Source organism: Parendozoicomonas sp. Alg238-R29, from assembly GCF_947331445.1.
Taxonomy (GTDB): Bacteria; Pseudomonadota; Gammaproteobacteria; order Pseudomonadales; family Endozoicomonadaceae; genus Sansalvadorimonas.
This window is the reverse complement of record NZ_CAMZOG010000018.1, coordinates 46494-60272: the sequence shown is the minus strand read 5'-3', so window position 1 is coordinate 60272 and position 13779 is coordinate 46494. Positions and strand designations below refer to the sequence as shown.

The following is a 13779-nucleotide window of genomic DNA, read 5'->3' as shown; positions in this document are numbered from 1 at the left end:
AACAGAGCGTTAGATTCCTCTATTTTCGCTGATTTCTCTCATGGTCAAGCGGTTATGAAAAACTGTCCGAAGTATTGAGATTATTATTCGCAACTTTACTGCTGACGCCTGCCGCCAGTTTTTCTGAAAATACAGCCGACAATAATCGGCTGGTGACCATCGGCCCCGGTGTAACAGAAATTGTATACGCTCTGGGGCAAGGCAATACCGTTATCGCAACAGATGCGGCCAGCCGTGTTCCTGCACCAGCAAATGCATTGCCAAAACTGGGATATCACAGAAGTCTGTCTTCCGAAGGTCTGCTCTCTTTGAACCTGAATCACATCATCGGTACAGAAGAGATGGGGTCGCCCATTGTTCTTGATTAAATGAAAAAGGCCGGTGTGCGCGTTACTGTTCTTCCTGGCGGGCCAAAGTTGAAAACCTGCAGGTACGTATTCTGACCGTTGATGATAGTATCCTCATGGGCGGCCTTGGCCCCAGAGTCGGTGAAGCCGCATTAAAGCTTGCCACTCAACTATACCAACCGGAAAACCTCAAAACAGTAGCGACAAACTAATGGACAGAGAAGGCAGGGCAAGGTTTTTTACCGCAGGGTTAGCGGTGTTATTGCCTTTGATTATCGGATTATCAATCATGACTGGTGCGGTACCGGTTTCTCTTGAGAATTTTATCGGGTTATTGAAAAACTGGCTGGGATTAGACGTTCCCAATGCCGCTGAGCAAGGGCAAGCCTGGATGGTCGTTGAGGTCATTCGCTTACCTCGAACAATTCTTGGTGCCGTTGTTGGCAGCACCCTTGCCATTTGTGGTGGTGCGATGCAGGGGCTATTCCGTAACCCCTTGGCCGACCCAAGTATTATTGGCGTTTCCAGTGGCGCGGCTCTTGGCGCCGGTGTGGGTATCGTTCTGATTGGTCTTTTGCCTGCGGCACTGACTTCTGTCCTGCAGGTTTACACCGTTCCTTTTCTGGCTTTTCTTGGTGGTTTCGGTGCCACTTTGCTGGTGTACAAAATTGGCACAACATCAAACGGTTCCTCTGTTGCCACCATGCTGCTGGCCGGTATTGCTATTGGTGCTCTGAGTGGCGCGGGCATGGGTATTCTGAATTATGTTGCCGACGACACAATGCTACGCAATCTGACTTTCTGGCAAATGGGCAGCCTGAGTGGTGCAACCTGGGAACAATTAACGTTTATTGTCCCTGTATTACTGGGCATCCAGATTATTATGGTGAGCCAGGCTAAAGGGCTAAATGCTCTGCTGCTGGGTGAATCAGAAGCCCGCCACCTTGGTCACAATATTCAAAACCTAAAAAGTCGGCTGATTATCCTGACTGCACTGGGTGTTGGTGTTTCGGTTTCAGTATCCGGCATGATTGGTTTTGTTGGTCTGGTTGTTCCTCATCTGGTGCGTATGTCTATTGGCCCGGATCACCGCTACCTGTTACCGGCATCCGCTTTACTGGGAGCCTCTCTCCTCTTGTTTGCTGATGTCATTGCCCGTGTCGTTATCAGCCCTGCAGAACTGCCTATTGGTATTGTGACAGCCCTTCTCGGAGCGCCGTTCTTTATGTCGCTGCTTTGGCAACAAAGAAACAGGATTGGTTAAACATGGAGCCTAATGTGAGTATCAGTCTTGATGTGCAGGGTGTGTCCGTTCGCCGTGGTGAACACCTGCTGCTGGATAACGTTTCCTTCACAGCAAAACCCGGTGAAGTTGTTGCCCTGCTTGGCCCGAACGGCGCTGGTAAATCAACTCTGTTCAAGGTAGTTACCGATGGAATGTCGGCCGATGACGGGCAGGTGATATTCAATGACAAACCCGTCAACAGCTGGGATTTAGGCGAACGGGCGTTGATGCTGGGTATTCTTCCCCAGTCGTCCTCTCTTAATTTCCCTTTTTCTGTAAGTGAAGTTGTTTTGTTGGGTCGATCTCCCTGCCGTTCCAGCCGGGAAGAAAATGCCAAAGTTGTAGAAAAAGCTCTTGAACTTGTTGATGCCACACATTTGAAAGAGCGCGACTACACCACCTTATCTGGCGGTGAAAAGCAGAGAGTTCATTTGGCTCGTGTTCTGGCCCAGATCTGGGATGAATCTGGGCCTGGCCCAAGATTGTTGTTACTTGATGAACCAACATCCGCTCTCGACCCTGCCCATCAACACCAGACTCTTCGTATCGCTAAAGAGTTTGCTCGTAACAATGTCGCTGTTGTTGTCATTCTTCATGACTTGAACCTGGCCAGCCAATATGCAGACAGACTGGTAATGCTGTGCGAAGGCAAGGTTCGGGCAGAAGGAACTTCCCATGAAGTTCTGACACCAGAGTTATTGAAACAACTCCTCGACATTGATGTCTGCATCATTCCCCACCCGGTCAACGGTTATCCCCTTGTGGTGGCAGCCTGAGAGCGGCCTACACTGATGGAGGGGGCATTCTCAATCAAGAATCGAACTCAGCATTTTCGAGGGTTCTCAGTGTAAAGCGCAGCACCGAAGAAATGCTTGTTGCCTTTCGAGGTGCTGCAACGCAGTCATGGGAGCCCTCGGGAATGTGGTTTATAGAGTCCTCACTCGCGGCGTCAGGCTTGCTCATGTAGAGTAACTACAATTTTCACAAGCCTTTCTAACGCCTGAGGACTCTCTAAATCACTGGGGTGATGCTTAATTGAGAATGCCCCCTCATGGAAAAATTTCATGGCAGGAGCCATTTAATGATTACTCGGAAATCCGGCGTAATTGTCAGCGCCTTTTTTTTGTTTGCACTAGCAGGCTGTTCGCAGAAAATGCTGGAACGACTTCTGCAACCGGCAAAACCGATGCCGCTATACAATACCGTTAACCAGCCTGGTACATATGAAGAGCATCTTGAAGAATTGGTTGGCAAACTCGCCCAAAATGATTACATCATTCTTGGCGAAAAACACGACAATCCAGAACATCACGATCTTCAGCTTGATATTCTGAAAGAACTTCATACTCGCGGCTGGCTGAAGCAGATATCTATGGAAATGCTAACCACATCTCAGCAGCACGATGTAAATATGGTCGTTCGCCGCAAGATCACAGACTTTTATGGTCTTGAGCAAGTTTTGGAGTGGGAGAAAGGCTGGGACTGGCAACTATACGGCCCAATCATTACTTGGGCGATCTCGGAAGACATTCCTATCAAAGCCGCAAATCTCAATAAAAGCGAACTGGAAATCATTCGTCAGCAGCCTCAGCGAGTGGGAACAGAGATTTTGGGAAGCGCAGGACTGAAAATCCACAAAGATCAGTTCAAAGAGTCCCACTGTGGTTATATAGACAGAACAAGGCAGGAGTCCATGTTGCGGGTACAGGTCGCAAGAGATGCCCGCATGGCTGCCAGCATGCTTTCGGTAAAAAGTGGCTCTGTACTGCTCGCCGGTAGCTGGCATGCCCGTAAAGACATTGGCGTTCCCAAATACCTTCGGGCTTCTAAACCTGATGCGCGCATCCAATCTCTGGGTATGATTGAACGCCCCGTGGATAACTATCTGGCTCTGGAAAAAGAGTATGACATTGTCTGGGAAACTGAGGGCATTCCCCGCCCGGATTACTGTGAAATGTTCAAAAACAGGCAACTGAAAAAGCCCTGAAACCTCCTTTGCCCTCCGGATTCTGCTGACATTTTCTCGGCAGAATCCGCGCTTCACTTCGAGCTGTTGAACCCTTTTCCGCTCTTTTAGTCGAACTTCCAGCGATATGGCATCTGTTTGCCATACTTGGAGGGGCTTTTTGGTATCCCACAGAAATATTCGAATGATGGGGAGGAGTAGGGTTCTATGGACTTGCTGGCACTTTTTTCTGAATTATCACTGTTACAGTGGGTTGGAATCTTTGCAGCTGTTGTGGCTTGGCTCGGGCTTACCTGGTGGTTAGGTGAAGTGACTGAGCAACGTGGGGGAGACAGGGAGTCAGGAGCTCTTGTCGGCTTCTTTGTACCAGGGCTGGTCGTGCTGGTTATCTGGTGGGCGATGTTTCAGTAACTCTTCCAACAAACTCAGAACAAAAACATCAGAACAAAAAAATCCCCGGTGGAGACCGGGGAGAATGCCGTGAATTGCCTGATGAGGAGATATTTTCCTGCTTTGGCCTTGGGTACCATCGCCGGTAAATATCAGCAGCTGATAGTCAATCAGCTGCAAAGAATAGTAATCATTCTCATTTGCATTCGCAAATATTTCTGAAAATTATTTAAAAAATTTCACATTGGAGGTACTGAAGGTCCTTCGACGGCTTGCAGCAGGCGATTTTTGTGTTCCTGGCTGAGCTCACTCCAGTGGGCATCCAGCAAAGCACCCTCCAATGCATAGAGCAGAACTTTGGATACTCTGAAGCCGCGCGCTTTCACCTTACGATAGGCTTCTGCGGCTCCAGCAGCTTTTAATTGTTCGGGGCTGTGAATACCCACGGCATTCAACCACTGAACTGAAGTCTTGCCGAGGTTCTTCATCTCGATCAGCTCCATCAAGGCAAATCCTTTTGCATACAGATAGAACAGTTAGTCATTATTATTACTGTAATGATAGACGAAGAATATAAGACGATGAATATAAAGAGCTGGCTGAATTGACATGAGTTGTTCCAGAGCGCAACAGGGATACATATAATCCGGCAATGGCAAAACGACCTTCTACTAGAAAATCGACCTCTCCTAAGCGCAAATCCAGAAAGGCGAAAAAGAGTCAAACCGGCATCAAACGCTGGCTTCCTTCGTGGAGCTTGATTTGTAAATTCATGCTATGCGGATTTGTAATACTGGCTGCATGGCTGGTCTATCTCGACGGCGTTATCACCCAAACCTTTGATGGAAAAAAGTGGGCTATTCCAGCCAAAGTTTACGCGCGCCCGGTAGAACTTTATAGCGGGCTAACTATCCGGGCAGAAACTCTCCAAGCTCAATTGCAGCGGCAAGGTTACCAACCGGTAGAAAGAATCAGTCGCCCGGGAACCTTCTCCCGTGCCGGAAACACCTTCGAGGTGCATGTTCGTGGATTCTTGTTTCCTGATGGCCCTCAGGATGCCCAGACAGTTCGTATTTCGATTTCAGGCAATACTCTTGCCAGTCTGACAAATCTGGGTGGCCAGCAGATTCCTGTGCTTCGCCTTGACCCTCAAGTTATGGGCGGCATTTATCCCGCCAGTTATGAAGACCGGATTCTGGTGCGTCTGGCAGAAGTGCCCGCAGCACTCACCAAAGGTCTGGTCACCGTTGAAGATAGAGACTTCTATGAACACTGGGGCGTTTCTCCCAAAGGGATTGCCCGGGCCATGGTTACCAATATTAAGGCTGGTGGCATTATTCAGGGCGGAAGCACCCTGACCCAGCAGCTGGTGAAAAATTTCTATCTCTCCAACCAGCGCACATTCACCCGTAAGGTCGAAGAAGCCTTTATGTCTTTGTTGCTGGAATTCCATTACAGCAAAAACCAGATTCTTGAGACCTATCTGAACGAGGTGTATCTGGGTCAACAGGGACAGCGTTCTGTCCATGGTTTCGCTCTCGCCAGCCAGTTTTATTTCGCTCGCCCTCTCAGTGAACTGGACCTTTCCAAACAGGCTTTATTAGTCGCCATCGTAAAAGGCCCTTCCTACTACAACCCACGGCGTTACCCAGAGCGCGCAAAAGCGCGTCGCAATCTGGTGCTGGATATGTTCGAAGAACATGGAATAGCGTCTGCATCAGAAGTTGCACGTGCGAAACGGCGCTCTTTAGGCGTAGTTTCCAAAGATCGTCTGCAGGCCAATGCTTTCCCGGCCTATATAGATCTGGTGAAACGTCAGCTACGACAGGATTACAAAAATGCAGACCTGACCAGTGAAGGTCTGCGCATCTTCACTAACATGGATTCGATTATTCAGCAGCAAGCTCAGGAAAGTGTTGAGAAGCTGACTCGCGTTCTGGATGATAAAAACGGTGAGCTAGAAGCAGCAATGGTTGTTACATCTTCCCGTACCGGTGAAGTGCAGGCCATTGTTGGCGGCCGGGATGCAGGGTTTGCTGGCTTTAACCGTGCCCTTGATGCCAGCCGCCCAATAGGGTCGTTAATAAAACCTGCTGTATATCTGGCAGCACTCTCAAAACCCTCTCGTTATACTCTCGCCACTCCCATCAAAGATGAGCCGATTACCCTGACTGAGAAAAATGGCCGGGAGTGGACACCCAAGAACTATGACAGGCGCTCCCACGGTGATGTGCCACTCTATCTGGCTCTGGCCAAATCTTATAACCAGGCCACTGCTCGACTGGGGCTGGATGTCGGACTACCTGGGGTTATTGATACGTTAGAAACCATGGGGCTCAGCCGCTCCATTCAACCCTACCCCTCACTGTTGTTGGGCTCACTGGATTTAAGCCCGGTAGAAGTTGCCGCTATGTATCAGACTCTGGCATCCGGAGGTTATCGCCTTCCATTACGCTCAATTGATGCAGTTATGGATGCTTATGGACAGCCATTAAGCCAGTACAGCCTTTCCGTTGAAGAAGCGTTTCCCAAAGCCCAGGTAGAACTGATCAACTTCGCCCTGCAAAGAACCATGCGTGAAGGAACGGGAAGAAGTGCTTACCGTGTGCTGCGCTCCTCTCTCAGAGTCGCTGGCAAAACCGGAACAACTGATGACCGCCGAGACAGTTGGTTTTCAGGTTATTCTGGCGATACGTTAGCCGTTGTATGGATGGGAAGGGATGATAATGGCCCAACCAAATACAGCGGAAGCAGCGGGGCATTGCGGGTATGGACCGACTTTATGAATAAACGTCCATTACAGTCTTTGACTCCACCTGTATCACCCAACGTGTCTTTCTACAGTATTGATCGAACAACTGGTCTGCTGGGTGGCGAAGAGTGCAGTGACGACATTTCATTGCCGTTCATTAAGGGTTCTCAACCTCTTGAAAGTGCGCCCTGTGCTGTTAAATCACCAGTCAAAGGTGCTGTAGACTGGTTCAAGAGTTTGTGGGATTAAACACTTAAGAGTTGGCTGAATAATTGGATTCATACGATTAAAGACTGCGATAATCGAAACATTAACAATAAAAAATAAACACCAATGACTACCAGCAAAGCCACCCCGTATTTCATATTTGCTTTTGGCGGCCTGACACTCCTGCCTGTTGAGAGTTCATTCGCAGACAGCTATCAAAATTGTCTCCTGAAACAGTTGGAACAAGTGGCTCCCGATACAACTGTGGCCACAATAAAATCTATTTGTTCTGCCACTCAAAGCTCTGATTCCGCACTTGTCTCGCAAACTGAAGAAATAGAAGAATCAACCCCATTTGAAAACCGGGTAGCCATTGAAAGCAAAACCCGGGACGAACTGTTTGTCATTTCCCCGCACCGGCAAAACTATGTACTGCCTCTGTCTTACAACGACCAGCCGAACTGGAAGCCTTTCGCAACCCGAACCTCCAGTTATGACAAAATGGAAGTTAAATTTCAGCTCAGTTTAAAAACAGCTGTTGCTAAAGGTGTTTTTTCAGACAAGGGTGATATCTATGTTGCCTACACCAACCAGTCATGGTGGCAGGCCTATAACAAAGATGTTTCCAGCCCGTTTCGTGAGACTAACCATGAGCCGGAAATCTTTTACACTATGGCAACGGATTACGACCTGCTTGGCATGAAAGTTCGTAATCTACAGCTGGGGTTGAACCACCAGTCCAATGGTCGTGGTGATGAATTATCACGAAGCTGGAACCGTGTTTTTGCTTCGATACTGCTGGAGAAAGACAATTTCTACCTGCACCTGAAACCCTGGTGGCGCATTCCGGAAGATAAAAAGAAATCGCCAACCGATCCAGATGGTGACGACAACCCGGATATCACTAAATATCTGGGATATGGTGAAGCCAGCATGTTCTACAAGCTTGGCGAGCACAACATCAGCATGATGCTGCGTAACAATCTTCGTTCAGACAATAAAGGCGCTGTGCAACTGGGCTGGTCTTTCCCCTTAAGTAGCAAGACCAAGCTGCGAGGTTATGTGCAGTACTTTAACGGTTATGGTGAAAGCCTGATTGACTATAACGCCAGTGTCAGCCGGTTCAGTCTTGGGGTAATGCTGACTGACTGGCTGTAAATTATATAACCACAGACTTATAGATAACCTGCTGGTATAAGCATCGTCAGCTAGCAGCAGGTTTCCTCTTTTTCACCTGCACCCCTTCGAGTTATGACTATTCTTTCTGCTGTTTTTCCTAGCAATAAGCTGCAGTAGCCCCAATGAACAGATCATTTGTGTCCTGCATGTTGCCGCTCTGCGCTGCCATTCAGGCATCAGGTGCACTGGCTGAAGAATGCCAGGGTACTATAAACGGCAGTTGTTCCATTACTTCCCCCAAGTCAGGAAAAGGTCCTCTTTATACTGTTCCGGCTGGCACATCAGGAACGGTAGATGTCACTAGCTCAGTCAGTGCAAAGACCAGAAACGAAGCCTTCCTAATAACCGGCAAGAACCCCTCCTTTAACCTTAATATAAAAGAAGGTGGAACAGTTGATGCTGAATATACAGCTCTACATCTAGAGCCAGACTCATCCGCAGGTACTGCGAATGTACTTGGTACGCTGTCGTCAGAGTTTGGAGATGCCGCAAAAGTGTCAGCAAAGGCAACATATCTCCTGGCTGTTGACGGTAAAGTCCAGACCCAATCCGAGTTTCTGCCAGCTATCAGTATTGATGGGAGCGCCTCTGGCACTCTCAGCACAGACGGAAAGATTATAGGTCAGCAGGGTGGAGCCATTCTCTACACCTCAACACCAGATTTATTAAAAAACGATGCTCCTGGCAGCCACACTCTCACAATCCGTAAGAACAGCACTGTCTCAGCAACAGATCTTTTTGATGGTGCGATCCGCTTTGGTTCACCAGCCAATATCAATATCGCTTCAGCGCTGCCCAAATATCAGTTCAGCACGATAGTTATCGATGGCACGGTTTCAGGCAGTAAAACCGGTATAGCTTTGGTTCATGGTGAACTGACGTCTTCAGACCCGGCCGGGAAGTTAAGCATTGAACTTGGGGAAAACAGTCGCGTTACCGGTCAGGATACAGGCATACGGCTCGGCAAAGCCGTCGATGGTACAAGCTATGCCAGGTTCGATGGACAAATAATCATTAAGGGAACAGTGGAAGGAGGCAAAACAGCAATTTCTGGTGCTGGTGATATCACAGCAAAACTAGTGAATCAGGGAACAATAACAGCATTAACGCCATCGGCAATTGCTGTCGACTTCTCACAAGCGACAAATGTTCTCACTTACAGGCAGGAAAAAGGCTCAACACTCGGAGGAATTCTTGGTAATACCGAGAACAGGGCGGTAGTAGAAATTGATGGTGGTACTGTTCGTGGCCGTTTAGCGAATATTGACAGTGTCTCTGTCAGCAACGGTGCAGAACTTCATCTCACTCAGCCACTATCAGCAAACACACTATCAGTTGATGGCAAGATCGGGCTAAATTTGGACACGACCTCATCTCCATCGTCGCCTTATGTAACAACCACGGGAAACCTTACCCTTGGAGCAACAAGCGAAGTAGCACTCTCTGTTCCAAATCCAAAGCTGGATACACCCTATACACTGTTCACCGCCGGTACATTCAGTGGCGAACCGGCAATGCTCACCAGCAACAATATGATGGTGAACACCTCAACCTCCACGCCTGCATCAAACCAATATGCAGCAATTTTCTCCCTGAAATCAGATCAGGAGCTTGACCAGCAATTCAGGAAGTACAGGATTTCCAGAAACCAGAGCGCTGCCGTGATGAACTCTGTCAAATACGCTCCATCAGCAATGCAGGAACTGGTTATGAAGGCGGGGAACAACCCATCAACTATTGAGGTATTGTCCCGTGAGTTAACCCCGGCAACACAAACAAGCTCTGCAACGCTGCAGAACAGTGCCCAGAATGTTGCCACCCGTGTTAACACACGACTGTCATCTACTGGTGTAAGCACGGGTGATGGAGCAGACACTGTCCAAGGTTTCTGGGCACAACTTCATGCAGACGACAGTGATCAGGATAAAAACAAAGATGACCTTGGTTACGATGGCGATCAAAAAGGAATTACTGTCGGCTTTGATACACGCCTGCGAGACTCCGATGAAACGATTGGAATCGCCTTTACCGCTGTAGACTCCGAAGTTAAATACAAGAAGAGCAGAAACAGGCTGAATTCTGACCTGCACATGCTCACGTTCTATCGCAATATGTTTACAGAGTACGGCGAGCTAAGAGGTCAGTTCAGTTATGGCTATGCCAACAGTGAGTCCAGTCGTTACGTAAACAGTGTCAAGCACAAAGCCAAATACGATTCGAGCCTGCTTAACATTCAGGTATTGCTGAAAAACGCTGAACTGCTTTGCGACACTGTTCCACTGGCAGTTGTAGGAGGTATCAATGTGACCTACGCCGATACCGAAAGCTACAAGTTTAAAGGTCCATATCTGGACGAAAGAATCAAAGATGCTGACGCTACCGCCTTTGAACTGGGAGCTGGTGTTGAGTATGTCTCGCAAGTTCTGCCAAACCATATACAACCCCACGCCAGTGTTATGGGCTGGTATGACTTGAAAGATGACAAGCTTGATACCCGATACACCATCGGTACCAGCCCAACTATCAAGGTGAAAGCACCCGATAAAGGACGCTTTACCCTGACTGGCCAGGTCGGACTTGATTACCTGCACAACAATCTAACCTACACCGCTGATGTTACCGGAATCTGGCGGGATGGTTTTACCGATGTCGGTTTTATTGGCCGGATTCGTTATGAGTTTTAAGAGGTGCAGATCATGAAAACCATTCTCAACTGCGCCAGATATCGCGCATCTGTTTTCCTGCTTTTCGCTTTCGCCTGCCAAGTACAAGCTGAATTGATCATCAGTGAATACCTGGAAGGGAGAAGCTATGACAAAGCACTGGAAGTTTATAACACAGGTACTGAATCTCTGGACCTGACCCAGTACACCCTCAAGCGTTGCTATAACGGTAACTGCAGCTCAACAAGTGGCATTCTCAACTGGAATGATGTTGATGCAAGCCTGAGAACGCTTGCCCCCAAAGCGGCACTGGTGTTTGTTCACAACAGTGCAAAGCAGGAAGTAAAAGACAAGGCCAATATAACGGAAACCAAACTTACCTACTTTAACGGCAATGATCCGATTCAAATCCTTAAAGGAGAAACTTTAATCGACATGGTTGGCACAACCGGCGGTACCCACTTTGCCAAAAACCGCTTGTTACGCCGCAGACAACCTCAACCCAGCACAACCTATGATCCTGCTGAATGGGAATCCATAGAAATCACCACATCGCCTCCTCCTGCAGATTTGCTCAGCCAGTTCGGCAGCTTCAATCCTATAGACTCTATTTCCCCTGTTGATTGCTCCAGTAGCACTCTGACTGCGATTCACACAGTTCAAGGCACAGGGTCAGCAAGCCCTGAGGTCGGAACTATCGTAACGCTGGAAGGTCTCGTCACACTGGTTGCCGATAACGGTTTCTTTATTCAGGAGCCAGCTGACCGGGAAGATGGCAACGAAGCAACATCGGAAGGCATTTTTGTTAATGGTACGGTTGCCAGTATTGCAGTCAATGATCTGGTGAGAATCCGGGGAAAAATTGCTGAGGCCTACAACGAAACACGGGTTCAGGAGCTGGAAAACGGTAAGGTCTGCAAGGCTGCCGGTTCACACAACCTTGCCATAAAAGAGAGAACTCTTCCTGCGGATATAGTTCTTCAAAAATGGCAGTCCGGTACCGGCAGTATGGAACCTTATGAGGGGATGAAGGTGAAGTTCTCCGGCACAATCAGTAAATCCTATAGCTATAACTATGACAGCCGTAAGAACGATTTATTCCTCTCTAAAAACGTTCAGTACAAGCCTTCGCAAATCTATCGTCCTGGTACCACAGAGTGCTCCAACCTGGTCACGCAAAACCAGAACAATCGTATTGTCTTGAAATCTGCCTTCAGTCAAACCAATGGGGAAATTGAATATTACCCTCAATTCGATCCTTACAAACATCCCCTGAGAGTTGGTACTCAGGTTAAGGATATTCCTGTTGTTGTAGGGTATGGGTATGGTGACTATTACTTTTACCCGACAGCCCCGTGGTCGGATGATCAAGTTGTTCCCTCTACGGATGAAGAGTTCGTAAGAATCGACGCCCCAGCCCCCCGAGCACCAGGATTAACACGAATAGCAGGCCTGAATCTTCTTAATTTTTTCACTAACGATGTTGTAGAGGGGGCACCTTCTCTGCCTTCTGGCATGAACAGCAGAGGAGCGGACACCTCCAATGATTTTGCCCTGCAACGGCGTAAAACAGTTCTGGCAATCCGCAGGATGGACTCTGACCTCATTGGCTTGCTCGAAGTTGGAAACAATAGCAAAGAGGTTCAGTCCGCGCTTGGCAATCTTGTGACCAGCCTGAACTATGAAGAAGAGGATTCCAGTAAGCACTTCGCTTTTGTTTTCCCATCAACCGGTACACAGGTTGGTACAGACGCCATCTCTGTTGGGCTGATTTATCGCCCATCTGTTTTTACTCCTTCTGGAGACCTGACCGTTCTGGAAATGCCTAAGGAAACGAAGGATGGAAAAACTATTGGTCAGCGAGACTCTATCGTGCAGAAGTTCTGTATGAAAAATAACGCTGCGAAATGTATAACTGCCGTCGTGAATCACTTTAAATCCAAGCGCTGCAGTGGTTGTAAGGATGATCCTGCAGATGAAGATGATGTTGGCGTTCAGGGGTGCTGTAACAATTTGAGGGTTTCGGCCGCTGTTAGGCTCGGTGAGCATATCAAGGCAACTTATGGCGATGAAGATGTCATACTTCTTGGTGATTACAATGCTTATGGCATGGAAGACCCTGTTTACATTCTTGAAGCAGACAAAGTAGAAGGTACCGTAAAAACATCTTCTGCTGCTACATTCCCAGCACCTGCAGCAGGGGAGACTTTTCCCAACCCTGGCGATACCATAACTCAGGGCTACAAGTATGTTTCGCTACCCCGCAAACTTCATGGAGATAAAGCCTACAGCTATGTTTACGATGGTGAGCTAGGCAGTCTGGATCATGCATTGGGCAGCCCCTCTTTGGCAGCCAAAACCAAAAATGTGATCGACTGGCATATCAATTCTCTGGAAAACTCACTATTTGAATACAGCTCGAAATACTCTGGAACATTGCCTAAATCACCAGGGCCATTCAGCTGCAGTGACCACGATCCAGTTCTTATAGATGTGGAGTTGTGATGTAAAGCTGAGCAAATCCAGCCATAAAAAAACGGAGCCAATCGGCTCCGTTTTAAGGTTCTCTCAAGCGGATTGCTTTATAAGATGTGCGGTTAATGGCTTGCCTGCCTCCCTGCTTCCTGTGTTTTCTGAACCGTTTAAACGGCCTCTCTTAAAACACACGGTTGCTGCTTCCGGTTAGCCACAAAAAAGCATCTTCCAAAACAATCCGTTCGCATGCCGTTATTATTTTTATTTTTCGGAAAGAACTGACTTTATTATTTTTATTATTAGTCACACTTATTATTTTTATTGTAATTGAGTAATAGCAGGTAGCAGGCCAACTTCTATAAATTGTTTAAAATCAGATGGTTATAAACAATCCTGTATTTTAGTGCTTTCCTAAAACCCTGTGCAGTTACAGGAAACATCCCATTTCAGGTAACACTCCCCCACCCCAGGTAACACCCGGTAACATCAGCCTGTACTGTTCTTTATAAAAAGCG

General features: G+C 47.8%; 10 protein-coding genes. 9 read left to right on the top strand and 1 reads right to left on the bottom strand.

Annotation, left to right across the window (positions count from 1 at the left end; all coding sequences use genetic code 11):
• The first annotated feature begins 74 nt into the window (after positions 1-74).
• The 5 genes from QMA35_RS06835 to QMA35_RS06815 all read left to right on the top strand — a co-directional run bounded on the left by QMA35_RS06835 (position 75) and on the right by QMA35_RS06815 (position 4009).
• The gene (locus tag QMA35_RS06835) at positions 75-368 is read left to right on the top strand and encodes a hypothetical protein (protein WP_281646393.1); all 294 of its coding nucleotides are present in this window, start codon (positions 75-77) and stop codon (positions 366-368) included.
• Between the two features lie 190 nt (positions 369-558).
• The gene (locus tag QMA35_RS06830; protein ID WP_281646392.1) at positions 559-1611 is read left to right on the top strand and encodes an iron ABC transporter permease; all 1053 of its coding nucleotides are present in this window, start codon (positions 559-561) and stop codon (positions 1609-1611) included.
• Between the two features lie 14 nt (positions 1612-1625).
• Entirely contained in the window at positions 1626-2408 is a 783-nt protein-coding gene (locus QMA35_RS06825; RefSeq protein ID WP_281646391.1) for a heme ABC transporter ATP-binding protein, read from the top strand.
• Positions 2409-2713: 305 nt separating this feature from the next.
• Complete coding sequence (locus QMA35_RS06820) at positions 2714-3619, top strand: ChaN family lipoprotein (protein ID WP_281646390.1); 906 nt, start codon at positions 2714-2716, stop codon at positions 3617-3619.
• 186 nt (positions 3620-3805) lie between these two features.
• Positions 3806-4009: a hypothetical protein gene (locus QMA35_RS06815; protein WP_281646389.1), complete on the top strand. Its 204-nt coding sequence runs from the start codon at positions 3806-3808 to the stop codon at positions 4007-4009.
• A gap of 218 nt (positions 4010-4227) precedes the next feature.
• Here the strand turns inward: QMA35_RS06815 and QMA35_RS06810 are convergent, their stop codons facing one another.
• Positions 4228-4491, bottom strand: a complete 264-nt coding sequence (locus QMA35_RS06810) for a TfoX/Sxy family protein (protein ID WP_281646388.1) — start codon at positions 4489-4491, stop codon at positions 4228-4230.
• Between the two features lie 269 nt (positions 4492-4760).
• On the opposite strand from QMA35_RS06810, the gene mrcB reads away from it, so the two are divergent.
• The 4 genes from mrcB to QMA35_RS06790 all read left to right on the top strand — a co-directional run bounded on the left by mrcB (position 4761) and on the right by QMA35_RS06790 (position 13294).
• On the top strand, positions 4761-6989 hold the full coding sequence (mrcB, locus tag QMA35_RS06805; protein WP_281646387.1) for a penicillin-binding protein 1B: 2229 nt from the start codon (positions 4761-4763) through the stop codon (positions 6987-6989).
• Positions 6990-7073: 84 nt separating this feature from the next.
• Positions 7074-8105 (top strand): phospholipase A, encoded by a 1032-nt coding sequence (locus QMA35_RS06800; protein WP_281646386.1) that lies wholly within the window; start codon positions 7074-7076, stop codon positions 8103-8105.
• Positions 8106-8248: 143 nt separating this feature from the next.
• A complete protein-coding gene (locus QMA35_RS06795) occupies positions 8249-10810 on the top strand; it encodes an autotransporter outer membrane beta-barrel domain-containing protein (protein ID WP_281646385.1) in 2562 nt (853 codons plus the stop codon).
• Between the two features lie 12 nt (positions 10811-10822).
• On the top strand, positions 10823-13294 hold the full coding sequence (locus QMA35_RS06790) for an ExeM/NucH family extracellular endonuclease (RefSeq protein ID WP_281646384.1): 2472 nt from the start codon (positions 10823-10825) through the stop codon (positions 13292-13294).
• The last annotated feature ends 485 nt before the right edge of the window (positions 13295-13779 follow it).